This window comes from Pseudomonas sp. (assembly GCF_049645325.1).
GTDB lineage: Bacteria > Pseudomonadota > Gammaproteobacteria > Pseudomonadales > Pseudomonadaceae > Aquipseudomonas.
In genome coordinates this window covers 1-22768 of the sequence record NZ_JBARTQ010000513.1, presented here as the reverse complement: position 1 = coordinate 22768, position 22768 = coordinate 1, and the positions used below count along the sequence as shown (strand labels likewise).

The 22768-nt window shown below is 60.5% G+C and carries 23 protein-coding genes; 5 read left to right on the top strand and 18 right to left on the bottom strand.

Annotated elements, in window-relative coordinates:
* Positions 1-66: 66 nt before the first annotated feature.
* Together WBB95_RS21915 and algB are read right to left on the bottom strand one after the other, a co-directional pair.
* Positions 67-1854: an ATP-binding protein gene (locus WBB95_RS21915; protein ID WP_424489471.1), complete on the bottom strand. Its 1788-nt coding sequence runs from the start codon at positions 1852-1854 to the stop codon at positions 67-69.
* A gap of 10 nt (positions 1855-1864) precedes the next feature.
* Positions 1865-3211, bottom strand: a complete 1347-nt coding sequence (gene algB / locus WBB95_RS21910; protein WP_424489470.1) for a sigma-54-dependent response regulator transcription factor AlgB — start codon at positions 3209-3211, stop codon at positions 1865-1867.
* 383 nt (positions 3212-3594) lie between these two features.
* Here algB and WBB95_RS21905 point away from each other — a divergent pair, with 383 nt between their 5' ends.
* From WBB95_RS21905 to WBB95_RS21885, 5 genes are all read left to right on the top strand, one after another.
* Positions 3595-3879, top strand: coding sequence for a hypothetical protein (locus WBB95_RS21905; RefSeq protein WP_424489469.1), 285 nt, complete (start codon positions 3595-3597; stop codon positions 3877-3879).
* A 77-nt stretch (positions 3880-3956) separates the two neighbouring features.
* Positions 3957-4121: a DUF1328 domain-containing protein gene (locus WBB95_RS21900; RefSeq protein ID WP_003170804.1), complete on the top strand. Its 165-nt coding sequence runs from the start codon at positions 3957-3959 to the stop codon at positions 4119-4121.
* A gap of 2 nt (positions 4122-4123) precedes the next feature.
* Positions 4124-4591: an inhibitor of vertebrate lysozyme family protein gene (locus tag WBB95_RS21895; protein WP_424489468.1), complete on the top strand. Its 468-nt coding sequence runs from the start codon at positions 4124-4126 to the stop codon at positions 4589-4591.
* A 727-nt stretch (positions 4592-5318) separates the two neighbouring features.
* Positions 5319-6650 (top strand): glutamate/aspartate:proton symporter GltP, encoded by a 1332-nt coding sequence (gene gltP, locus WBB95_RS21890; RefSeq protein WP_424489467.1) that lies wholly within the window; start codon positions 5319-5321, stop codon positions 6648-6650.
* A gap of 97 nt (positions 6651-6747) precedes the next feature.
* On the top strand, positions 6748-7977 hold the full coding sequence (locus WBB95_RS21885; protein WP_424489466.1) for a nucleoside recognition domain-containing protein: 1230 nt from the start codon (positions 6748-6750) through the stop codon (positions 7975-7977).
* A gap of 92 nt (positions 7978-8069) precedes the next feature.
* On the opposite strand, the gene WBB95_RS21880 is transcribed toward WBB95_RS21885, so the two are convergent.
* From WBB95_RS21880 to WBB95_RS21805, 16 genes are all read right to left on the bottom strand, one after another.
* A complete protein-coding gene (locus WBB95_RS21880; protein ID WP_424489465.1) occupies positions 8070-8681 on the bottom strand; it encodes an ABC-type transport auxiliary lipoprotein family protein in 612 nt (203 codons plus the stop codon).
* Positions 8678-9616, bottom strand: coding sequence for an MlaD family protein (locus WBB95_RS21875; protein WP_424489464.1), 939 nt, complete (start codon positions 9614-9616; stop codon positions 8678-8680). Before WBB95_RS21875 ends, WBB95_RS21880 begins: the two co-directional genes overlap by 4 nt.
* 1 nt (position 9617) lies before the next feature.
* Positions 9618-10421, bottom strand: coding sequence for an ABC transporter ATP-binding protein (locus tag WBB95_RS21870; RefSeq protein WP_017139076.1), 804 nt, complete (start codon positions 10419-10421; stop codon positions 9618-9620).
* Positions 10418-11566 (bottom strand): MlaE family lipid ABC transporter permease subunit, encoded by a 1149-nt coding sequence (locus tag WBB95_RS21865; RefSeq protein WP_424489463.1) that lies wholly within the window; start codon positions 11564-11566, stop codon positions 10418-10420. Before WBB95_RS21865 ends, WBB95_RS21870 begins: the two co-directional genes overlap by 4 nt.
* Positions 11567-11620: 54 nt before the next feature.
* Positions 11621-12652 (bottom strand): DUF5924 family protein, encoded by a 1032-nt coding sequence (locus WBB95_RS21860; protein WP_424489462.1) that lies wholly within the window; start codon positions 12650-12652, stop codon positions 11621-11623.
* Positions 12653-12719: 67 nt separating this feature from the next.
* On the bottom strand, positions 12720-14105 hold the full coding sequence (locus WBB95_RS21855) for a M16 family metallopeptidase (protein ID WP_424489461.1): 1386 nt from the start codon (positions 14103-14105) through the stop codon (positions 12720-12722).
* 58 nt (positions 14106-14163) lie between these two features.
* On the bottom strand, positions 14164-15822 hold the full coding sequence (locus WBB95_RS21850; RefSeq protein ID WP_424489460.1) for a Na/Pi cotransporter family protein: 1659 nt from the start codon (positions 15820-15822) through the stop codon (positions 14164-14166).
* 263 nt (positions 15823-16085) lie between these two features.
* Positions 16086-16853, bottom strand: coding sequence for a TerC family protein (locus WBB95_RS21845; protein WP_017139071.1), 768 nt, complete (start codon positions 16851-16853; stop codon positions 16086-16088).
* Positions 16854-16918: 65 nt separating this feature from the next.
* Entirely contained in the window at positions 16919-18226 is a 1308-nt protein-coding gene (locus WBB95_RS21840) for a CitMHS family transporter (protein ID WP_424489459.1), read from the bottom strand.
* Positions 18227-18480: 254 nt separating this feature from the next.
* The gene (locus tag WBB95_RS21835) at positions 18481-20442 is read right to left on the bottom strand and encodes a DUF4105 domain-containing protein (RefSeq protein WP_424489458.1); all 1962 of its coding nucleotides are present in this window, start codon (positions 20440-20442) and stop codon (positions 18481-18483) included.
* A complete protein-coding gene (locus tag WBB95_RS21830; protein ID WP_071486755.1) occupies positions 20439-20759 on the bottom strand; it encodes a DUF2388 domain-containing protein in 321 nt (106 codons plus the stop codon). Before WBB95_RS21830 ends, WBB95_RS21835 begins: the two co-directional genes overlap by 4 nt.
* A gap of 39 nt (positions 20760-20798) precedes the next feature.
* Complete coding sequence (locus WBB95_RS21825; RefSeq protein WP_424489457.1) at positions 20799-21107, bottom strand: DUF2388 domain-containing protein; 309 nt, start codon at positions 21105-21107, stop codon at positions 20799-20801.
* Between the two features lie 105 nt (positions 21108-21212).
* Complete coding sequence (locus WBB95_RS21820) at positions 21213-21533, bottom strand: DUF2388 domain-containing protein (RefSeq protein ID WP_424489456.1); 321 nt, start codon at positions 21531-21533, stop codon at positions 21213-21215.
* A gap of 160 nt (positions 21534-21693) precedes the next feature.
* Entirely contained in the window at positions 21694-21879 is a 186-nt protein-coding gene (locus WBB95_RS21815; protein ID WP_424489455.1) for a DUF1127 domain-containing protein, read from the bottom strand.
* Positions 21880-22138: 259 nt separating this feature from the next.
* Positions 22139-22354: a DUF1127 domain-containing protein gene (locus tag WBB95_RS21810; protein ID WP_048721398.1), complete on the bottom strand. Its 216-nt coding sequence runs from the start codon at positions 22352-22354 to the stop codon at positions 22139-22141.
* Positions 22355-22672: 318 nt separating this feature from the next.
* A partial coding sequence (locus tag WBB95_RS21805) for a hypothetical protein (RefSeq protein WP_424489472.1) occupies positions 22673-22768 on the bottom strand: 96 nt, incomplete at its 5' end.

The following is a 22768-nucleotide window of genomic DNA, read 5'->3' as shown; positions in this document are numbered from 1 at the left end:
TACACCGCCTTCGCGAGCAAGCCCGCTCCCACATTTTTTTGGGTGTTAAGACATGGCCCAGCCGGATTACAGCGGTAGCGCCATGTAAAACTGCGTACCTTGCGCCGGCCGCGAATACACGCCCATGCGGCCTCCGTGGAGTTGCACGATTTCCTTGCACAGCGCCAAGCCCAGTCCGGCGCCGCCTTTCTTGCGGCCGACCTGAACGAAGGGTTCGAAGATGCGACCTTGCTGGCCGTAAGCGATTCCTTCTCCATTGTCCTCGACGCTGATAATCACCCGTTCGCCGTGACGGCGCGCCTGCAGGCGAATCTGCCCGCCCTCGGCGGTGTGGCGCAAGGCGTTGGCCAGCAGGTTGTCGAGCACGCGCTCCAGTTGCGCCTGGTCGGCATACAGCCGAGGCAAGTCGGTTTGGGCTTCTACCAGCAGTTCGATGTGTTGCGCATTCGCCAGCTCGGCAAACCGGGCGCGAGCGTGCTCCAGCAAATCGGTGACGTCGCACGGCCCCAGCGTCAGCTTTTGCAGGCCGTTCTGATAGCGCGAAAAGTTGAGGAGGTCGTTGATCAACTGCATCAGGCGTTGCATTTCTTCATTAACGGTATCCAGCAGGTCCGCTTCACGGGACTCCGCCGGAAACTTCGCGCGCTCGCGGAACAGGCCGAACGCCATGTGCATGCCGGTCACGGGGGTACGCAGCTCATGGGAGGCGCGCAAAACAAACTCGCTGCGCACGCGCTCGAAGGCGCGCTGTTCGGTGACATCATGCAGCACCATCACCGCACCCAAAATATGCCCCTGGGTATGGCTGACGGGCGTCAGGCTGTAGGTCAGCAGGCGTAATTCGCCGTCGACTTCCACTTCCAGGTCTTCGGGCGCGCGCTCAAGGTTGCCGCCGCGCAGCACCAGTTGCAGTTGTTCGTCCATTTCCGGGCGGCCCAATGCCTCACCCAAGCCCTGGCCCAGGCGTTCCTCGTCCCAGCCCAGTTGGCGCTGTGCGACGGGGTTGAGGTGCTCCAGGCGGCCTTGGCGATCGATCATCAGCAGGCCATCGTCGATGCTGTCGAGCACGGCTTGCAGGCGTTGCTGGCCGGCCAGCAGTTCGTCGACATTGGTTGCCTGATGTTGGCGCAGCGCCTCGGCCATGATCCCGAAGCGGCGAGTCAGCTGGTTCATTTCCGCCGCCGAGGAGATCGGCAGCGTCACTTCAAAGTCGCCCTGCCCGATCTTGTCCGCCGCTTTGGCCAGCGCTTCGATCGGTCCGCCAAATCGCCGCGCGATACCGTGAGCGGTGACGAAACCGATGATCAATACCGCCAGCCCCACCAGCCCGAGCAGGCCGGCAATCAACAGCGCGCGCTCGCGGGATTTGTGTTCACTGTTGCTGATGTTTTCCAAGGCCATCTTGTGCTCGGCGATCAAGCCGTTGCGCAGCACGTTGAAGGTTTCGGTGAGTTTTTCCTTGCTGCCCGGTGGCGGCGTGGCCTGCTGGGATTCGTCGAATGCTTCCAGCAGATTCTGGTAATCGGAATGGGCCTGGCTGAACCCATGGCTGCCGCCGTCGCTTTCCTCATGGGCAATGCCCTGCGCCAGCAAGTCGAAATAGCGCTGTTTTGACGCCTGAAGCGCGTCGGGGTCAGGGCGCTTTTCCAGCATCATGATCAGTTGGTCGCCCAGGCTCTGACGCAGTTTCAGCCCCAGGTCCAGGGTGATGAAATTGCTGCGTATCAGCGATTCCTGGGTCTTGGCCATTTGCATGACGCTGACCAAGCCCAGGATCAAACCCAGCAGGGCGACGGTGATAAGCGCTGAGATACTCAGGAACAGCCGAGTGCGCAGTTTCATCGCAAGCTTCATAGGGTGCAGCTCACAGGTTGTACTGTTTGCGTTTGCGGTACAGGGTCGATGCGTCGATGCCCAGGGTTCGGGCTGCCTGGTCGAGGGTGTCGCTGGTGGCGAGTACGGCGCCGATATGCGCTTTCTCCAGCTCGTCCAGGCTCAACGCCGCGCCGATACGCGGGGCATTGTTGGTCGGTTGCTCGGCCATCCCGAGGTGGCTGATCTCGACCTTCTCTTGCGGGCAAATAATGCTGGCACGTTCCACCACGTTGCGCAGCTCGCGGATATTGCCCGGCCAGCGGTAATTGAGCAGTGCCTCGCGCGCCTCGTCGCTGAAACCACGAGCGGGTCGGGCGTACTCCTTGACGAAGCGCGCCAGGAAACGGTCGGCCAGGGTCAGGATGTCTTCGCTGCGTTCGCGCAGTGGCGGCAGGTGCAGGGTGATGACGTTGAGGCGGTAGAGCAAATCTTCGCGGAAGCGGCCATCGCGCACCATGTCTTCCAGGTTCAGGTTGGTGGCGGCGAGGATGCGTACGTCGGCGCGACGAGTCACCGGGTCGCCCACACGCTCGTATTCCTTATCCTGGATGAATCGCAGGAGTTTTGGCTGCAACGTGAGGGGAAAGTCGCCGATCTCGTCGAGAAACAGCGTGCCGCCGTCCGCCTGGTTGACACGGCCCAAGGTGCTTTCGCTGGCGCCGGTAAACGCACCGCGACTGTGGCCGAACAGCTCGCTTTCCATCAATTCAGCCGTCAACGACGGGCAGTTAATGGTGACGCAGGATTTCTTCGCGCGCTTGCTCCAGCCGTGGATGGCCCGAGCCAACTCACCTTTACCCGTGCCGGATTCGCCGAGGATCAAGATATTCGCATCGGTGCCCGCCACCTGGCGCGCGGTTTCCAGCACAACCATCATGGCCGGGCTGTGGGAGTCGAGGCCGTCCTTGGGTTTGCGCACTTCACCTTCCAGCGCTTCCAGACGCGCCGAAAGTTGGCGCACCTCCAGCTGCTTGGCGGTGGCCAGACGCAGTTGGTCCGGGCTGCAGGGTTTGACCAGGTAGTCGGCAGCGCCGGCCTGGATCGCATCGACGGCGGTGTCCACGGCAGAATGCGCGGTAACAATCACCACGCGCATCCAGGGCGCCTGAATGCGCATCTGGGCGAGTACGTCCAGGCCGTTGTCTTCGCCAAGGCGCAGGTCGAGGAAGCACAGGTCGAACACTTGGCGCTGCATCAGCGCATCAGCTTGGGCGGCGCTGTTGGCGGTGGCGACGGTGTAGCCTTCATCTTCCAGGCAATAACGGAAGGTGCGGAGGATTGCGGATTCGTCATCCACTAAAAGAATGCGGCCTTGAAGTTCCTTGGCTGATTCCATCTGTCCCGCGCTCCTTAAACTGTGAATGTTGCTGATTAGTCCCGGAATAATCGGGCAAGTTGCATGGTTTATTCTGATTCATAAAAGGCATCTTCGCGCAGGTATCTGCACGTTCTCCTACAAACACGCCCACAGGTGGCGTTTTCATGCCTTCTTGCCACTTCGGCAACGCCTCACCTGCATTCGATCCCTTGACCCGACCACTGACCATCGTGCATTTCGCACGGCCAGGATAGGCCCATCGTGCAGGATGCTGGGCTGGCTAACGTTGATTGATCTTTAACGTATTGATTTTATTGAGTTTTATTTTGTAAAAAATCTGGCATGCAGTCTGCAATACCTCTCCCAACAAACGAATAATCAGAATGCGGGAGAAACGCAGCATGACTCGCCAACGCCTCAGCCAACTACGTGTGTCGCCTCTGCGCTTGCAGCAGGGCCTGTTCGCAAGCCTGGCGTTGATGGTCACGTTGATCGCCGGCCAGCAGCTGCAACATTGGCAGCAGAGTCAGCAACAGATCCCGCAATTTGAACATCCGTCGATGACCCAGACCCATTTCCGTTCCGTTGGCAGTGCTGCTGCCGATGTAACCGCCCCGTCGTTGAGAGTGGCCGACCAGGATTTGTCCCTGGGCGAGCTGCCTGCTCAAGAGCGTTGGGTGTTTTAAGCAAGAAAAGGTCGCTTGGTTAAGCGGCTGCACGGCACTACCGCTGTTACCTCTATAAAAGCGTAAGGAGAATCACCATGTTGAGTTGGGCAATCACATTTCTGATCATCGCCATTGTGGCTGCAGTCCTGGGCTTCGGTGGTATCGCCGGCACCGCCACGGGTATCGCCAAGATCCTGTTTGTGGTCTTCCTGGTGATGTTCATCGCTTCGTTCTTCTTTGGTCGTCGCGGCCGAGGCTGAATATGACCACTCTGTCCCTCAAAACCCTTGCTGCTGCCCTGCTCCTGGGCGGCAGCGGTCTGGTGATGGCCGCCAATGACGGCCAGAGCCGGGCCAACGAATTGCTGACCTCGAACCCGCAGTATCGCGAGACTTGGCAAGGCGTGGTGAAGAAAGAAGAGCGCTTGCCGGAATGGGTGATGAACCTGTCGGGCACCGCCGAACAAATGAATGCCGTGGAAGAAGATGGCGATAAATACCTGGTCGGGCCGCTCTGCGAAACCGCGGACACTTGCCTGAACAAGCGATTGATCGTTGCCTTCAGCTACGACAAGAAAGATGCCTACGCCATGTTGGTACAAGTCCCGGCCGGTTTGCCGTCGGACAAATCGCCGACACGGCACGCCGATTACCGTTTCCTCGGTAAGCCGAATGAAGGCATGCAGAAGCTGCTGATGGAGCAGTTGAAGAAAGATCCGAATTGGTACTAGGTTCCGTCTGACGCGCACCGCGTCAACGGAGCCAGCGTCCATAGAAAGAAGCCCCTCGCTTCTTTCTGTCTGCATCACTCGCCAAGGGTGATGCATGACCAGGGGGCCGGGTTGCTCTGATCGATCCAGATCGGCGTGACCTACGGGTACAGGGAGTGCCTGCGCAAGGGCCGGGTCAGGTGAAAAGCTGCGACGCAAGTTCACAAGTCCTCAAGCTTGCTGAACTTGCGGCGGGCTTTTGAGGTTCCTACCCTGTGTTATACCGTCCATAGCCGATATTTTCCGTTTTGCTTGTGACTAAGCATTACTTGGTGTGTCTGAGTGACCATCTATCGAGAAAGTTTTGTGTGCGCTATAGGACATTTCTGACGCCAATCCCGTGAATTCCCAGGCATTTCTGCCACTCGCTGCGAGTCGTTCAACATCTCTGTGCGAGCCGGGTTTGGCAGGTCCACGGCATATTCACCCGCCTTAATGGCGGAATCGAACTGACCGTTCGGACAGTTAATTTCAAAAAAAGCCATGCCGATTCGGCATAGGGTAGGCGTTTACGGCATTAGACGTCGCTCCCTTGCATGGGAATAGTTGCGCCTTTTTTCGCCTGCCAGTAAGCCATTTCGGCCACGCTGCGGTGACCTTCTACGGAGGCAGATGCACACACTTTTTCGCTTCCGGGCGTTCCAGATGGCGCATTTGCCTTAAGTCCACTTGAAGTAAGGGTAATGACATGAAGAAGGCAAAGCTAAGCCTCGCCTGGCAGATCCTCATCGGTTTGGTGTTGGGGATTGCAATCGGTGCAGTGCTCAACCATTTCAGTGCTGAGAAAGCCTGGTGGATCAGCAATGTGTTGCAGCCAGCGGGCGATATCTTTATCCGCCTGATCAAGATGATCGTGATCCCGATTGTGATTTCCTCGCTGATCGTCGGCATTGCCGGTGTAGGCGACGCGAAAAAGCTCGGTCGCATCGGCGTCAAAACCATCCTTTACTTCGAGATCGTCACGACCATTGCCATTGTGGTCGGCCTGTTGCTGGCCAACCTGTTCCACCCGGGTGCGGGTATCGACATGAGTACCCTGGGTACCGTCGATATTTCCAAGTACACCGCCACCGCGGCGGAAGTGCAGCATGAGCATGCGTTCATCGAGACGATCCTCAACCTGATCCCGTCGAACATCTTCGCCGCCGTGGCCCGTGGCGACATGCTGCCGATCATCTTCTTCTCGGTGCTGTTCGGCCTTGGCTTGTCGAGCCTCAAGCCTGAACTGCGCGAGCCGCTGGTGACGATGTTCCAGGGCGTGTCCGAGAGCATGTTCAAAGTCACCCACATGATCATGAAGTACGCCCCGATCGGCGTATTCGCCTTGATCGCGGTGACGGTCGCCAACTTTGGCTTCGCTTCGCTGCTGCCGCTGGCCAAGCTGGTGATCCTGGTTTACGTCGCCATCCTGTTCTTCGCCTTTGTGGTACTGGGTCTGATCGCTCGCCTGTTTGGCTTCTCGGTGATCAAGCTGATGCGCATCTTCAAGGATGAGCTGGTGCTGGCCTACTCCACCGCCAGCTCCGAAACCGTGCTGCCGCGTGTGATCGAGAAGATGGAAGCCTACGGCGCGCCGAAGGCCATCTGCAGCTTCGTGGTGCCGACCGGTTACTCGTTCAACCTCGACGGTTCGACTCTGTACCAGAGTATTGCGGCGATCTTTATCGCCCAGTTGTATGGCATCGACCTGTCGATCGGCCAGCAACTGATGCTGGTACTGACCCTGATGGTCACCTCCAAAGGCATTGCCGGCGTGCCGGGTGTGTCCTTCGTGGTGCTGCTGGCAACCTTGGGCAGCGTGGGCATTCCACTGGAAGGCCTGGCGTTCATCGCCGGTGTCGACCGTGTGATGGACATGGCGCGTACCGCACTGAACGTGATCGGCAACGCCCTGGCCGTGTTGGTCATCTCCCGTTGGGAAGGCATGTACGACGACGCCAAGGGCGAGCGCTACTGGAACTCCCTGCCGCACTGGCGCAGTAAAGAAGCCTCACCGACCGCCCAAGCCACCCGCGGCTGATCGTTCGCGGCGTGAACACAAACCCCGGAAAATTCCGGGGTTTGTCGTTTCTGTCAGCCCCGCTATCATTCGCCCCATCTTTCGGGGGATTCAACTGATGCTCAATGGCCTGTGGCTTGGCTTCTTTGTCGTGGCAATGGTGTCAGCACTGGCGCAATGGCTGATTGGCGGGAATGCCGGGATTTTTGCGGCGATGGTGGAAAGCATTTTCGCCATGGCCAAATTGTCGGTGGAAGTCATGGTGTTGTTGTTCGGCACCCTGACCTTATGGCTGGGCTTTTTGCGCATCGCCGAAAAAGCCGGGATTGTCGACTGGCTGGCCAAGGCGCTCGGCCCGCTGTTCCGCCGCCTGATGCCCGAAGTGCCCGCCGGCCACCCCGCCATTGGTTTGATCACCCTCAACTTCGCTGCCAATGGCCTGGGCCTGGATAACGCCGCCACGCCGATCGGCCTCAAGGCCATGAAGGCGTTGCAGGAACTCAACCCGATCCCCAACACCGCGAGTAACGCGCAAATCCTGTTCCTGGTGCTGAACGCGTCTTCGCTGACGCTGCTGCCGGTGACCATCTTCATGTACCGCGCCCAGCAAGGTGCGGCTGACCCGACGCTGGTGTTCCTGCCGATCCTGCTGGCCACAAGCGCCTCGACCCTGGTTGGCCTGCTCTCGGTAGCAGTCATGCAGCGCTTGCGCCTGTGGGACCCGGTGGTGCTGGCCTACCTGATTCCCGGCGCGCTGGTGTTGGGCTGCTTCATGGCGTTGCTGGCGACGTTGTCTGCCACGGCGTTGGCTGGCTTGTCGTCGATCCTCGGCAACCTGACGCTGTTTGGCCTGATCATGCTGTTCCTGGTGATCGGTGCGTTGCGCAAGGTCAAGGTGTACGAAGCGTTTGTCGAAGGCGCCAAAGAGGGCTTCGACGTCGCCAAGAACCTGCTGCCGTACCTGGTGGCGATGCTGTGTGCGGTGGGTGTGTTGCGCGCCTCCGGCGCGCTGGACTTCGGCCTGGAAGGCATCCGCCATCTGGTGGCCTGGACCGGCATGGACACGCGCTTTGTCGACGCATTACCGACCGCGATGGTTAAACCGTTTTCCGGCAGTGCGGCGCGGGCGCTGTTGATCGAGACCATGCAAACCAAGGGCGTGGACAGCTTTCCGGCCCTGGTGGCGGCAACGGTCCAGGGCAGTACCGAAACCACCTTTTATGTGTTGGCGGTGTACTTCGGCTCGGTGGGGATTCAGCGTGCGAGGCATGCGGTGGGCTGTGCGTTGCTGGCGGAGTTTGCCGGCGTCGTGGCGGCTATTGCGGTGTGCTACTGGTTTTTTGGTTGAGGCTTAAATAGCTATCGCAGGCTAGCCAGCTCCCACATGTTGAACTGCGAATACATGCAAATGTGGGCGCTGGCGTGCCTGCGATGAGGCCCTCAGCGCTTCGCAGCCATATTGCCCTGAGTCACCACCCAATCCACCACCTGCTTATTCAACTGATCCCCCGCCTGCCCAAACGCGGCCACCACCGCCGGCACCTTGGTCTCACTCACCGGTTGCTTCACCTCAAACCGCCGGCTGGCAATAATCCGCTGGTCACTGCCACGCACCAGCCGGGCGTCCAGGCGAATCACCACCTCCACCGTGCTGCCCCGGTACTCACTCTGGAACGCCTGCAGCTGACCGCCCAGCTCATAGTCGGCCTGCAGGTTGGTCTCGTCGGTACTCAGCAGTGTCACCCGCCCATCGCGCTGGAAGCCATCCATAAAGCGATTGCGCAACAGCACCGGCGACGGATCGCTCCAGCGTGAATTCGCATAGCTGCTGATCAGGTCGCCATTGGGCACCACGGCAATGCGCGGGCTGTCGAGAAACTCGCTGCTCTGCGGCTTGCTCACGCGCAGCGACCAGCTCACCGGTGCGCCCTGGGTGGTGGTCTGGGCGGACGCCAGGCGGTACACGTCCGAAGGGTCTGGCTTGGGCAGGATCGAACACGCGCCGACCAGCACCAGGGCCAGTGGGGCGATCATTTGGTAAGCACGCTTCATGGCGTGAACTCCTTGTTCTTGTCGCTGCCCAGCAAATAACCGCTGGGGTTGGCTTCGAGGCGGCGGGAGATGGCGCGCAGCGAACCGAGGGTTTCGCGCAGTTCGCGCACTGCTGGCGCCAGTTCGTTGAGGCCTTGCAGGCCGCTGTTCACCGAGTCCTTGTTGTTGGTCAGCAAGGTGTTGATGGTCGCGGTGCTTTGCTCAAGGGATTTCATCGCTTGTTCGGCACTGCCAAAGGCCTGCTTGCCTTGCTCGTTGAGCAGGCCATTGGCGCTGCGCATCAACGTGGTGGTCTGCTCCAGCGCGGCGCCGGCCTGCTTGCTCACCTGCATCATTTGCTGCATCACCACCTTGATATCGCCGCGCTGGTCGGCGATGGCGCCGGTGGTTTGTTGCAGGTTGTCCAGGGTGTTGCTCAGGCGCTCGACGTTCTCGCGGGAGAACATGTGGTTGGCGTTGTGCAGCAGCAGGTTGATGCTGGTCATCAGGTCGTTGCTGTTATTGAGCAGGCGCGCGATCGGCGATGGCGAGGCGATGATTTCCGGCAGGTTGCCGTCCTTGCCCTTGAGCTCGGGGCTTTGCGGTGTGCCGCCGCTGAGCTGGATGATCGAGGTGCCGGTGATGCCGGTCAGCGCGAGCTTGGCCTGGGTGTCTTCCTTGATCGGCGTCTGCCCGGCGAGGCGGATGCGCGCCAGTACGCGGCGCGGGTCGTTGGGGTCCAGGCGCAGGCTGGTGACGTCGCCCACCTTGATCCCGCTGTACTGCACCGAGCTGCCCTGCGACAGGCCGCTGACCGCCTCGTTGAACACCACTTCATAGTCCTGGAAGGCGCTGTCGACGCTCGACTTGGCCAGCCACAAGCCAAACAGCATCGCGCCGACCACCACGATCACGCTGAACAGTCCGATCATCACATGATGGGCTCGGGTTTCCATGTCATACCTCGTTGAGCGATTGAGCGGCATCCAATGCCGCGCGGCCCCGGGGGCCGTGGAAATATTCGTGAATCCACGCGTCGTCCGTTTCCGAGACGACATCGATGGCATCGGCCACCAGCACTTTCTTCTGCGCCAGCACCGCCACGCGGTCGGTAATGGTGTACAGCGTGTCGAGGTCGTGGGTGACCAGAAACACGCTCAGGCCGAGCGCGTCGCGCAGGGTCAGGATCAGTTGGTCGAACTGCGCCGCGCCAATTGGGTCGAGGCCAGCAGTGGGTTCGTCGAGAAACAGGATGTCGGGGTCGAGCGCCAAGGCCCGCGCCAGCGCCGCGCGCTTGATCATGCCGCCGGACAGCGACGCCGGGTATTTATCCGCGGCCGACAGCGGCAACCCTGCCAGGGCCAGCTTGACCGCCGCCAAGTGCTCAGCGTCGCGGCGGCTGAGCCCGGCATGTTCGATCAACGGCAGCGCGACGTTTTCAGTGACGGTCAGCGAGGAAAACAGCGCGCCCTTCTGGAACAGCACGCCGAAGCGCCGTTCCACCAATGAGCGTTCATGTTCCGAGAGGTTGGGCAGGTTCTTGCCGAACACCCGCACCTCGCCTTCGCTGGGACGGCGCAGGCCAACGATGCTGCGCAACAGTACCGACTTGCCGCTGCCGGAGCCGCCGACCACCGCCAGGATCTCGCCTTTGTACAAATCCAGGTCGAGGTTTTCGTGCACGCTCTGGCTGCCAAAGCGGTTGCACAGGCCGCGCACTTCAATCACCGCCTCAGTGGGCGCACGGTGCAGACGACTCACCAGCCCATCTCCATAAAGAACATCGCGGCGATTGCATCCAGCACGATCACCACAAAAATCGATTGCACCACGCTGGAGGTGGTGTGGGCGCCGACCGATTCGGCGCTGCCGCTGACCTTGAAGCCTTCGAGGCAGCCAATGGCGGCGATCAGGAAGGCGAAGATCGGCGCTTTCACCATGCCCACCAGAAAATGCTGAACGCCAATGTCCGATTGCAGCAGCGAGAGAAACATCGCCGGTGAAATATCCAGCGCGACGGCGCAGACCACTCCGCCGCCGACGATCCCCGAGAGCATCGCCAGAAACGTCAGCATCGGCAGCGACACCAGCAGCGCCAGCACGCGCGGCAATACCAGCAGCTCCATGGGGTCGAGGCCGAGGGTGCGGATCGCGTCAATTTCTTCATTGGCTTTCATTGAGCCGATTTGCGCGGTGAAGGCGCTGGCGGTGCGCCCGGCGATCAGGATCGCGGTGAGCAACACGCCGAATTCGCGCAGGAATGAGAACGCCACCAAATCGACGGTGAAGATTGTGGCGCCAAAGCTTTTGAGCACCGTGGCACCGAGAAAGGCCACCACGGCGCCGACCAGGAAGGTCAGCAAGGCCACGATGGGCGCGGCGTCCAGGCCAGTCTGTTCGATGTGCGCAACCATTGGCGTGATACGCCAGCGCTTGGGCCGGAAAATACCGCGGGCGAAGGTTTCGAGAATCAGGCCGATAAACCCGAGCAGTTTCTTGCTGTCTTGCCAGACGGTATCCACCGCCCGGCCGATGCGCGCCAGCAGCTGAATGCCGGTGGCTTCTTCCGGCGCTTTGTCGGGTACGCAAAAGTCATTCAGGGAGCGGTAGACGGTCTTGAGCAGCGCGCGGTCGGCGGTGGACAAGCTGCAGTCGGACTGTTCGGTGGACTGTTCGATACGGGTTGGGCCGAGCAGCTCCACCAGCAGCGATGCACCGGCGGTGTCCAAGGCGCCGAGGCCGTTAAGGTCGATGCGGGCGCCTGCGTCGTATTGGCCGTCGAGCGTGTCCGAGAGCTTTTTCAGGTTGGCGTAGTGGGCAAGCGTCCAGTCCCCCGTAATCCGGAGTAACGGCGGTGTGCTAGTGCTATCGAGATGGGCTGCGCCGGCCGTCGTACTGGTGGTCATAAGCTCCGAGCTTGTTTGGCTGTCCACAATTGCTACGTAATAGCACGATACAGGCTACTTTGGGTTGTCCGTTTGTGCTGCGTCAGTGACTTTGAAGCGCAGCACACCAATCACCTGGCCGTCTTCGGTCAGGACCTGCACCTGCCAGCGGCCAATCGCGTCCGGCGGGAAGTTCTGCTTGTGGGTCCAGGCGCGGTAGCCTTCCTTGCGCCCGCCGTGGATATCCAGGGCGATGCGGTCGACCTCTTTGCCGTTGAATTTCCACACATGGTAGATCCGCTCATCCAGCCCGCGCGGCGCATTGATCGCGGTGTAGGCATACAGCCCGCCGCTGCGCAGTTGGGCGGCGGTGACTTCCTTGAGGTCGTCGCCCGGTGTGCGGTCTTGCAACTGGGTGCTGATGGCCACTTCGGTCATCCACAGCGTGGCAGGCGGCACCCAACTGCGCAGGAACCAGCCGGCGCAACCAATGGCGGCCGTGACCCCCAGCAACATGACCCAGCCTTTGATGCTGCGCAGCGGCAGGCTCACGGCCAGGCTCGGGATCGACAGCGCCATGGCCACGCCGAGCGCCAATTTGTAACTTTCGGCGGTGGTCAGGTGCAGGATGATCGGCAGCGCGGTGAGCAGCGCGGCGAACAACGTCAGGGTGTGCAGCGCAAGGAACAAAGAGCGTTTTGGAGCCAGCCACTTGTAGTACAGCGGGTCGGTGATCGACACCAGCGCGGCGGCGCCGAGCAAGCCGGTGAACACTGATTGGCCACTGTTCCAGGCCGTGGTGACGAAAAAGAACGGCAGCACGAAGAACAGACTTTCCTGGTGGATCATCTGGGTGGCGTAGCGCAGCAAGGGTTCGGGGATTTCCCGCTTGAAAACCTTGGCAAACAGCTGGGTAAAGCTGTTTTCCAGCATCAGCCACAGCCAGCTCACCAGCATGATCACCGCGATCCAGCTGGCCATGCCTTGCTGGCGGTCGACCAGGATGAAGCTGCACACGCCCGAAATGAACCCGCCGAGTGCGATCACCCCTGGGTAGCGCTTGATCAGAACGAGAATGCGCTGGATGAGGGGCGGCAGGCTTGGCATGGGCGGTTCACAGTTGGTGTAGGAAAAAACCCAGACAGAATAACGTCTTAGCCCTGTGTTCGGTGTCTCATTGCGAAATCGGTTTGCGATAAAGCCGAATGCCACCCAACACAATGGCGATGAGCGCGAGTACACCGGCGCCGATCCAGGTCAGGGTGTCGTAGCTCAGCAGCGGCTTTTCGATGCGCCAATAGCCGGGCTGTTTGAACACTTCACGCATGGCCTGGTTGGTTTGTTCCAGGTTCACGGCCTTGATGCGTTTGACCGGGTCACTGAAGTGGCCGTTGTTGTAGTCGCCGGCGGCGCTCCAGTAATAGTCGGCCAGCGCGCTGTTGCCCTGCACCGCCCAGGCTTGGCGTGCTATGGCCGCTTGCTGCAGGCGCGCGAAAGTCGCGGGGTCGAGGCCATCCTTGAGCAGTTGCGCCTTGAGGTCTTGCAGCACCTGTTCGGCCTCGGGAATGTTGTCCCGCTCAAGGTCGGCATTCAAGCTGAGGAAACCGACGCCGCCCAGCACTTCGCGCTCGCTCCACGGGCCGTAGGACAAGCCGTGCTTGAGGCGCAGTTGGCGGTACAGCGCCCAGTCGAGGTAATCCTTGAGCAGGTCGTAGGTTTCATCGTGCTGGTCGTCCAGCACCGGTTCGGGGAATAGCCAGTGCAGCTTGGCGCTGTCACCGATCCAGCCATGAATCACGTCGCGGTGGCTGGCGGCGGCGTGCTGGATTTCCGGCAGCGGCAGGTGCTCGCTCGGCTCAACCGGGTCGAGCTGGCCGTAGGTACGCTCCAGGTAGGCGGGAAGCACTTTGTCGAGATCGCCGACGATGATCAGCGTCATGTTGTTGGGCGCGTACCAGTTTTTGCGCAGTGCCTCCAGTTGATCGCGGGTCAGCGGCGCGACCTCGGCACGTTCGGCGCATTTGAGCCCTAGCTCGACGGCCAGCTGATTGCTGGCGGTGTGGCCGAGGTCTTGGCGGTCAAGCAGGCGTTGCAGGTGCGAATAATGGCCGCCGTCTTCGCGTTCGACCACCTGTTTGGCGGCCTCTATATGCGCGTCGGTCAGTTCGGTGCGGGTGAGGATGGCCAGCAGCAGGTCGAGCACCTTGCGCTGATTTTGCGCGGGCGCCTCGATCACGAAGGTGGTGTCGGCGTTGCTGGTGTAGGCGTTCCACTCACCGCCGAGGGCTTGCATGCGCTCTTCAAGGTCGCCTTCACCGCCGCCGTCGATGCCACTGAACAGCAAATGCTCGAGCAGGTGCGGCAGTTCCTTTTGCGCGCAGGAGAAGTCGTCCAGGCCTACGCCCACCACCAGGCGGATGGCGACGTGCCCACGCTCCGTGCCCGGTTTGAGCAGCAGTTGCAGGCCGTTGGGCAAGGTGTAGCCCTCGACTTGCAGGCGGTCAAAGGCAAAGGTGTGTGCCGAGCCCATGAGCAGGCAGGCGAATAACAGGCGACGCATAACAAGCTTCCTGGCGGGTGAGGTCCATTGTTAACTGACTTCACCGGCCATCGTACGTTCAGGGTGAATGCGTGATGTCTGCAATATCTTCAGCGGAGAGTGCGCCGGTGTCGGACGTTTCCAGCACGACATACGCGCTGCTGCAGAACAGCGAATTGAGGCGTTTCATGTCGGCAATCAGTTCCAGGTGCAGGGAGCTGGTCTCCAGGCTCTGGACGATTTTGCGCTGCAAGCGGCTGACGTGGGCATGGGCCAGACGGCGTTCCTGGGCGCGGAAGCGACGCTTCTCACGCAACAACTGGCGCGCGCTTTCCGGGTCGGCGCTGAGGAACACCGACAAGCCCAGGCGCAGGTTGGCAATCAGCTGGGCATGCAGGCCTGCCAACTCTTCCAGGCCGACTTCCGAAAACTGGCGACGCTGCGAGGTTTTCTGCTGCTGGACTTTGCGTAGCATGCGCTCGATCAAGTCGCCCGCCAGTTTCAGGTTGATCGACAGTTCGATGATCTCGGCCCAGCGCCGGCTGTCTTGTTCGCTGAGGTCTTCGCGGGGCATTTGCGCCAGGTAAAGCTTGATGGCGCTGTACAGGGCCTCGACGTCATCGCTGAGGCTGCGCATTTCCTGGGTGATCGCGGTTTGCTTGCCGCGCAGCACTTCGAGCATCGCGGTGAGCATGTTGTCGATCAAGTCACCCAGGCGCAGGGTTTCCCGGGCGGCGTTCGCTAGGGCCAGGCTTGGGGTGGCGAGCGAGGCCGGGTCCAGGTGACGCGGCCTGGCTTTGCCGTTGAGCTCCGGCTGTTCCGGCAACAGCCAGGCACACAAGCGGGCCATCGGGCCGATGGTCGGCAACAGGATCAGGCAGCGGCTGGTGTTGTAGAGCACATGGAAGGTGATGACCATGCCTTGGGCGCTGTAGTCCAGGCCGTCCATCCAGCCTACGAGGGGATCGAGTACCGGAATGATCAGCAGCAGGCCGATCAGTTTGTACAACAGGCTGCCGAGGGCAACCTGGCGCCCGGCGGCGTTCTGCATGTTGGTGCTGAGGAAGGCCAATATGCCGCTGCCGATGTTGGCGCCAATCACCAGGCCGATGGCCACGTGCAGGCCGATCACGCCGGCCCCGGCCAGGGTGGCCGTCAACAGCACGGCGGCCAGGCTGGAGTAGGAAATCATTGCGAACAAGGCGCCGACCAGGGCGTCGAGCAAGATATCGCCGGTCAGCGAGGCGAAGATGACTTTGACGCCTTGGGCGTGAGTAATCGGCCCGGCGGCTTCAACGATCAATTGCAGCGCCAGAATGATCAGGCCCAGGCCGATCCCGACGCGGCCCATCTGCCCGGCCCGCGTCTGTTTGCGCGAGAGGAAGAAAATCACCCCGAGGAAAATCAGCAGCGGCGACAGCCAGGACAGGTCGAACGTCAGTACCCGTGCCATCAGCGCAGTACCGACGTCGGCGCCGAGCATGGTCGCCAAAGCCGGCATCAGCCCCATCAGGCCTTGGCCGACAAAGGATGTCACCAGCATCGCCGTGGCGTTACTGCTCTGCACCATGGCCGTCACCAGGATACCGGCGACAAACGCCAGCCAGCGCTTGGACATGTTCTGGCCGATGACTTGGCGCAAGTTGGAACCGTAGACCCGCAAGATGCCGGTACGGACAATGTGCGTGCCCCAGATAAGCAGGGTCACGGCGGAAAGCAGATTGAGCAAGGTCAGCATGCTCGGCCCCCCGTGTGGGTGTGCTCCAGAAGGAGCGAAGGAAAGTTGCCGCGTGCCGTTCTACGTCTTGTACTTAAGCTGTAGTTGGCGAATGGGCTCCGCGCCAGCATCGCATAGCTAAAGTGGGGATTGAAACAAAACTGTCATGAAATCAGCAAGATCGTTCCCGTGCTCTGCGTGGGAATGTACCCCGTGACGCTCTGCGTCACCACTACGCGTAAAAAAGGGGCTTATAAAAAGCCCCTTTTTCGTCTGACTCGGGTTTATTGACCCGGAATGTCCTTACGCAGTTTCACAGGATCCTGTTGTTTCTTCTTTTTCGCGATCGCGGTGCGCATCTTGATGTTGACCGCTTCCACTGCCAGCGAGAACGCCATGGCGAAGTAAACGTAGCCTTTTGGCACGTGCACATCGAAGGATTCGGCGATCAATACGGTACCCACGACCAACAGGAACGACAGCGCGAGCATTTTCAGCGACGGGTGCTTGTCGATGAATTCGCTGATGGTGCCGGCGGCCAGCATCATCACCAGCACTGCAACGACAATCGCCGCGACCATGACCGGCACATGGGAGACCATGCCGACGGCCGTGATCACCGAGTCCAGAGAGAAGACGATGTCGATGATCGCGATCTGGATGATGGTGTAGATGAACTTGCCACCTTTGCCACCCGGCTCATCGTGGGTTTCGTCTTCGCCTTCCAGCGCGTGGTACATCTCCTGTGAGCTTTTCCACAGCAGGAACAGGCCACCGAAGAACAGGATCAGGTCGCGGCCGGAAATGCCTTGGCCGAACACCACAAACAAATCGGCGGTGAGTTGCATGACCCAGGTGATCGACAGCAGCAACAGGATTCGCGTGACCATGGCCAGCGCCAGCCCGAAAATCCGGGTGCGCGCCTGCATGTGCTTGGGCATGCGGCTGACCAGGATCGAAATCATGATGATGTTATCGATGCCCAGGACGATCTCGAGGGCCGTCAGGGTGAAGAAGGCAATCCAGATTTCCGGATTGGTCAGCCATTCCATGTGTATTCCTTTGAGCAAATGTTAAACCGCGCAAGCTGCAGCGCCGCGCGGTTGGGTGTGTACGATTATAGAGTGCTGAACAGCGGAAAAATCCCCATCAGCAACGCGGCGAACATTATGCACAGGCATACCAGCACTGCCCACTTGAGGGTGAAGCGCTGGTGATCGCCAAATTCGATACCGGCCAGGGCCACCAACAGATAGGTCGACGGTACCAGCGGGCTGAGCAAGTGCACGGGTTGGCCAACGATGGAGGCGCGGGCCATTTCGACGGCGGTGATGCCGTAGTGGCTGGCGGCTTCGGCGAGTACCGGCAATACGCCGTAGTAGAACGCATCGTTGGACATGAAGAACGTAAACGGCATGCTCACCAGCGCGGTGATCACGGCCAGGTATGGGCCCATGGCTTCGGGAATGACCGCCAGCAGGCTCTTGGACATGGCATCGACCATGCCGGTGCCCGACAGGATGCCGGTGAAAATGCCCGCGGCGAAGATCAGCCCGACCACCGCCAGCACGCTGCCAGCGTGGGCGGCAACGCGGTCTTTCTGCTGCTGCAGGCACGGGTAGTTGACGATCATCGCGATACTGAACGCCACCATGAACAGCACCGGCAGCGGCAACAGGCCGGCGATCAGGGTGCACATCAGCACCAGGGTCAGCGCGCCGTTGAACCAGATCAGCTTGGGACGGCGGGCGTCCGGGTATTGCGACACGCTGATTTCGCTGTGGTCGATCTCGTCGCCTTGCAAGTGCAGCTCGCCCAAACGCGCACGTTCGCGCTTGCCGTACATATAGGCAATCACCAGGATCGCCACCACGCCGACGGCCATGGCGGGGATCATCGGTACAAAAATGTCCGACGGGTCCACATGCAATGCGCTGGCGGCGCGGGCGGTCGGGCCGCCCCAAGGCGTCATGTTCATCACGCCACCGGCGAGGATGATCAGGCCAGCCATGATGCGTGGGCTCATGCCGATGCGCTGGTACAGCGGCAGCATGGCGGCGACGCAAATCATGTAGGTGGTGGCGCCGTCACCGTCGAGAGAGACGACCAGGGCCAGCACCGCAGTGCCGACCGAGACTTTCAGCGGGTCGCCCTTGACCATCTTGAGGATCTTGCGCACGGCCGGGTCGAACAGGCCGGAGTCGATCATCAGGGCAAAGTAGAGAATGGCGAACATCAGCATCACGCCGGTCGGCGCGAGCTTGGTGATGCCTTCGAGCATCATCGGGCCGATCTTCGGTGCGAAACCGCCGAACAGCGCGAACAGGATAGGCACGATGATCAGGGCGATCAGCGCAGACAGGCGCTTGGTCATGATCAGGAACATGAACGTGATGACCATGGCAAAGCCAAGGAAAGTCAGCATAGGAGTACTCCAGGCGTAGCGCGGCTAGGGAATGGCGGACCGAGTGCGGGTCAGCGCAGAGCGAAAGGCACGAGGCGTACGGGTGGAGTCGGGGCAAGCAGGCGGGTAGAAACAGACATCAGGAATCACCATTGTTGTTGTTAACAGCCGGTCTGTTGCCGGCAGTGGGGCGATCCTAGACGGGGAAGCTTTCAGCCAGCTTTCGCCGGGCAATCAGATGATGGGAGGTTTTGTAGGCTTTTTCTCTAACGCGATCAGGGCAGTTCGAGGCCGCCGGCTGCTTTGTGCAGTGCGCGCAGATGTTCGCCCATCTGCTTGAGGTTGGCTTCGCAAGCGGCAATCTCGTCGGCGCGGGACGGGTCCAGCAGCGCCCTCACCTCTTTATCCAGGTCGCCGGTCAGCGATTGCAGCTGTTTCTGGCGCTCGGCGCTTTCCGATTCGAGGCGTTTGGATTCTGAGGGTTGCGGCAGCCCGTAGCCGCCGCTGCCGAGCAATTCCGCCGGGCGGCTGAGGAAACCACTGTTGGCGAGGATTTGTTGCAGGGTGTTGTTGGCCTTCTCCATGCCGCCGTTTTTCAGCTCGCGGGCATTCAGGTAGCGCTGTTTGACTTCGTCCTGGGCCAGCATCAGTTGCTTGCGATAGCTGGCCTGCTCCAACAGCAACAACGCGGCGCTGGTGCGTAGGTCTGCTTGGCTGAACCATTGGCGGCGTTCCTGGGCGCTGAGTGAAAGCCACTCTTCGACGCGGGTCTGCTTGATCGGCAGGTGCTTGCGCAATACGTCGAACATCGCCTGGTAGCGCTCGCGGAACGAGTCGAAGTGATAACCCAGGCGCAGCGCCTCACGCTTGTCGTTCAACACACTGGTGTCGGCCAAGCCACGCGCGGCGAGGACTTCCAGCAAGCCGTTGGGGGTGATGTTGTCCAGGCCCGTCAATTGCGGGTTGGCGCTGCCGCTGCGCAGCAGTTTCAGGCTCTCCACCGCGCAGTTGTTGGAAATGAAGAAGTAATTGCCGTCGTAGCTCCAGTGCATTTCGGCGGCATGCTCGACGGTGTCGTTGATCTCCTGGCGCGAGAGCTTGAGCGGCACAGAGGCCAGGCCGCGCAGCTCGGTCTTGGTGTATTCGTCGATCACCTGGGCCAGCGGCAGCACGAACAGGCGTGACGGGTACTTGCCGATCAGGCCGTCCCAGCTCGACAGTTGTACGTCACCGACGAAGGCGCGGTAGGACAGCACCAGATGCTGGTCCAGGTCCAACCGGCAATCCGGGCCACGCGGGCGGCCGGGCGCGCAGATGACCAGGCGCAACATGCTGTGGCCCCAGCGGCTCACCAGGTTTTCGTTGGCTTCGGCCAACAGGTAGTCAATTTCGTAGACGCGCTCCGGGTCGATCTGGCCCAGCGGCGTCTTGGCAAAGTCGTTGCCGGCGTTCAGGAAGGCGTAGGTCTTGGCGCAGGTGTCTTGCTCAGGTGGCGCCCAGCCGAAGTGCTCCTTGTAATACCGGAACAGCGCGGGGCGGCGGCACGCATAGCTGGGGTCGAGGAGAAAGTATTCCATGTTGACCGCCACAAACTCCAGCGGGCTGGTGGTTTCGTAGATGTCCGGGCTGCGCGCAACTTGATGGTTGTGCTGTTCACGCTCGCCGCGACGGCCGACATATTGCGGCCAGCCGGCGAGGTCCAGCAGGCGTGGGTCGTCACTCAAGGTAAAGCGACGGTCGCTCTGGCCACGGCATTGATCGGGCAAGCCAATCAGGCCGGTAATGTTGTTCTGCCGGCTGCACCGATTGATCAGTGCCCGGTCGTCTTTGGACCACAGGCGCGCACGGTCGTAGATGTGGGTCAATTCGTGCAGCACCGTGGCGAGCATTTCGCGGCGTACGGTGCCATGCGGGCGATTGGTTTTCTGGGTGGCGGCGCTGCCGTCGGTCAGGCTGGCGAGCAGGTTCTGGTTGAGGTCGAGTTCGGACACCAGCGAGGCCTGGCCGTAAGCGTTTTCCGGCATCTTGTCAGTCCAGCCGACATCGATGCGCCGGTCCAACTGCTCGATAAAACGCGGCGGCAAGGCGCGCATCGCTTCATCGAGCAATGCCTGGCTGGCCTGCTGTTCGGCCGGGCTCAAGCCATCAGTCTTGAGCCGCAGTTGCAGGCTGGCCTGGGCTGCGCCTGCACAAAGCAGCACAGCACCGGCCAGAAGCCAGGCCTGGAGACGCCTCACAGAGCGAGGATAGCTTCGGCGAGGGTCTGGTCGCTGGCGTCACGGGCTTCCGGTACGCGCGTGCGCAGGGTGTCGAAAGCGGCTTCGAGTTGCGCGCCGCGGATTTCGCCATTGGTGGCGACGAAGCTGGCGGCGTCATCGTGGGCTTCACGCACGACTTTGGAGTCGCGGATGGACGTGGTGGTGTCCGAGGTGAAATCAATGGTGCGCGCCGAGGCACGCACGATGATGTTACTGGTGGCTTTCAAGGTTTGCGCGTGGGCAACATCGGCCAACAACAGCAGGCCGAGAGCGGCGGCGATCAGCGGGCTACGCATGGAATAACTCCAGATACAAAGATGGAAACACAAAGATGATTATTGGACGAGAATTGCCTGCGCCAGTTCAAGGTCGCTGGCATGAAGTTTTGGCTGGGTTCGGCGCAGGTAATCCAGCGCAGATTCCAGACGGGCTCCCCGCCATTGGCCGTCAGTGGCAATAAAAGCGGCAGCGTCATCCTGGGCGGCCAGTACTAACTTTCTGTCAAAGGGTGCAGAGGTCACCTTGCTGGTGGCGTAGGCACTGATGACGGTGCTCTGGGTGGTCGTGTCGAAGGCCGAAGCCAAGGGCGACCAGCAGGCGGAAAAGAACAAGGGAACAAGTAACAGGCGGTATGAAAAAGCCATGGGACTCGACAACTGAAAGCGAGCGCCAAGGCTAGCGTAATGCCCGGGCGAGAGCCAGCGTTGACACATTTGGAAGCGGCTGGCGCTTCCAAATTTCATCTACCGTCAGATAGCCAGAATAGCTTGGGCCAGTTGAGCATCAGTCGCGGTATTCAGTTGCGGAGCCTGTTGGCGGATCTGGGCCAGGGCGCTTTCGAGCTTCACGCCACGAATGGCGCCTTCGCTGGCGACAAAGCTGGCGGCGTCGTCACGGGCGGCTTGTACGACTTTGTTGTCACGCAGGGACGAGGTGGCATCGGAGCTGGCGTCGGAGGTGGCTTTCAGCGCACCAACGATTGAGTCGGTGGTCACGATAAGGCTGGTGGCGTTGGCGTTGGCGGCAACGGCCAACAATGCGGCAGCACTCAGCAGGCGAAGGCGGGACATGGGAAAACTCCTGTAGATAAACAAATAAAGCGGCGCAAAACGGCCACTGTGAAACGGGCATTGCGGCTACTTGAGCATCAGACGCCCGCTCTACAAGGTTCGCCACGTGGTAAATGGATCTTAAGCTGCCGTTTATCCGTTGGGGAAGTTTCTTGGCTGTTCAGTCGCGCCAGAACGGCTTGGACAACTCGGCCATTCGGTCGCCTTGACTGATGCCGGCGTCTGCCAGTTCACGCGGGTCGAGTTGAGCCAGCTGGCGGCGCTCGTGGGCTTGGCGCGCCCACCTGCCCAGCGCGCGGGCCGTACCAACGATCAACTGTTTATACGACGAGGTATTCGTGTTCATGACGGGCGCTTCCATGATGTCTTGGAGCACCATGTTGGCTGGCCGCGCAGGACCGATACAGATACACCAACGTTAACTTGTACCGCTTAACTGTAGTATTTTTTAAACTGTACCTGTCTGCGTGAAAGTCGTCTGTTTTCGGCTAAAGCCCAACCCCAAAAACAACAAAGCCCGCCTCCGGTTTCCCGGGGCGGGCTTTGCTTTGACAAATCAGGTTGCTGGCAGTGGACCCGTCAGGTCAGGGCCAGCGAGCGCTGAATCAGCGCCAGAACGGCTTGCTCAGCTCTTCGTAGCGTTGAGCTTCGCTGATACCGGCGTCAGCCAGCAGACGCGAATCCAGACGAGCCAGTTGATGGCGGCTGGAGATGCGGCGCTGCCACAACATCAGGTTGGCGAGAACGCGCAAAGGCATGGAAGCCTGGGTGTTTACAGCTTTTTCTTCGAAGAACAGATCGGAACTGAGTGTACGTTCCATGGTGACATCCTTCCGCTTGTGGCGGGATTAGGTAGTGGTTTAACTGATGCCAATGATCCTCCTCCTGCGCAAGACTCTCTAGATACAGTTCACCTGTATTGTGAGGGGCCAGTTAACTGTTTATAGGGGCTGTACTGTACGAAATTGAGGCAACTGTACCTGTCGGCACTTTTATGGTGCGTTTTAGGCGTTTATGGAGTTCGAGGTAGGATATTTCAGTAGGAAATGACCGGTACAGCAGTACAGTTTTTTATAAAAGTTGGGCTCGGAAGCTCGGGCTGATGAAACTGTGTTTGCATCAGCCCGAATCTGTATCAATCACGCCTTCAGCATATGCCCGGTTTCTTCCAGGTTGATGTGCCAACTCAGTGCTTCTCGCAGGATATGCGGGGTGTGCCCGCCCAGCACACAGGC

Excerpts from the sequence above, each read along its gene's own strand:
- WBB95_RS21875 (WP_424489464.1), bottom strand. The coding sequence starts at position 9,616 with ATGGAAACCCGAGCCCATCATGTGATGATCGGACTGTTCAGCGTGATC.
- WBB95_RS21860 (WP_424489462.1), bottom strand. The coding sequence starts at position 12,652 with ATGCCAAGCCTGCCGCCCCTCATCCAGCGCATTCTCGTTCTGATCAAG.
- WBB95_RS21880 (WP_424489465.1), bottom strand. The coding sequence starts at position 8,681 with ATGAAGCGTGCTTACCAAATGATCGCCCCACTGGCCCTGGTGCTGGTC.
- WBB95_RS21830 (WP_071486755.1), bottom strand. The coding sequence starts at position 20,759 with ATGCGTAGCCCGCTGATCGCCGCCGCTCTCGGCCTGCTGTTGTTGGCC.
- WBB95_RS21900 (WP_003170804.1), top strand. The coding sequence starts at position 3,957 with ATGTTGAGTTGGGCAATCACATTTCTGATCATCGCCATTGTGGCTGCA.
- WBB95_RS21885 (WP_424489466.1), top strand. The coding sequence starts at position 6,748 with ATGCTCAATGGCCTGTGGCTTGGCTTCTTTGTCGTGGCAATGGTGTCA.
- WBB95_RS21895 (WP_424489468.1), top strand. The coding sequence starts at position 4,124 with ATGACCACTCTGTCCCTCAAAACCCTTGCTGCTGCCCTGCTCCTGGGC.
- algB (WP_424489470.1), bottom strand. The coding sequence starts at position 3,211 with ATGGAATCAGCCAAGGAACTTCAAGGCCGCATTCTTTTAGTGGATGAC.
- WBB95_RS21855 (WP_424489461.1), bottom strand. The coding sequence starts at position 14,105 with ATGCGTCGCCTGTTATTCGCCTGCCTGCTCATGGGCTCGGCACACACC.
- WBB95_RS21820 (WP_424489456.1), bottom strand. The coding sequence starts at position 21,533 with ATGTCCCGCCTTCGCCTGCTGAGTGCTGCCGCATTGTTGGCCGTTGCC.
- WBB95_RS21825 (WP_424489457.1), bottom strand. The coding sequence starts at position 21,107 with ATGGCTTTTTCATACCGCCTGTTACTTGTTCCCTTGTTCTTTTCCGCC.
- WBB95_RS21905 (WP_424489469.1), top strand. The coding sequence starts at position 3,595 with ATGACTCGCCAACGCCTCAGCCAACTACGTGTGTCGCCTCTGCGCTTG.
- WBB95_RS21915 (WP_424489471.1), bottom strand. The coding sequence starts at position 1,854 with ATGAAGCTTGCGATGAAACTGCGCACTCGGCTGTTCCTGAGTATCTCA.
- WBB95_RS21845 (WP_017139071.1), bottom strand. The coding sequence starts at position 16,853 with ATGGAATGGCTGACCAATCCGGAAATCTGGATTGCCTTCTTCACCCTG.
- WBB95_RS21850 (WP_424489460.1), bottom strand. The coding sequence starts at position 15,822 with ATGCTGACCTTGCTCAATCTGCTTTCCGCCGTGACCCTGCTTATCTGG.
- gltP (WP_424489467.1), top strand. The coding sequence starts at position 5,319 with ATGAAGAAGGCAAAGCTAAGCCTCGCCTGGCAGATCCTCATCGGTTTG.
- WBB95_RS21840 (WP_424489459.1), bottom strand. The coding sequence starts at position 18,226 with ATGCTGACTTTCCTTGGCTTTGCCATGGTCATCACGTTCATGTTCCTG.
- WBB95_RS21815 (WP_424489455.1), bottom strand. The coding sequence starts at position 21,879 with ATGAACACGAATACCTCGTCGTATAAACAGTTGATCGTTGGTACGGCC.
- WBB95_RS21810 (WP_048721398.1), bottom strand. The coding sequence starts at position 22,354 with ATGGAACGTACACTCAGTTCCGATCTGTTCTTCGAAGAAAAAGCTGTA.
- WBB95_RS21865 (WP_424489463.1), bottom strand. The coding sequence starts at position 11,566 with ATGACCACCAGTACGACGGCCGGCGCAGCCCATCTCGATAGCACTAGC.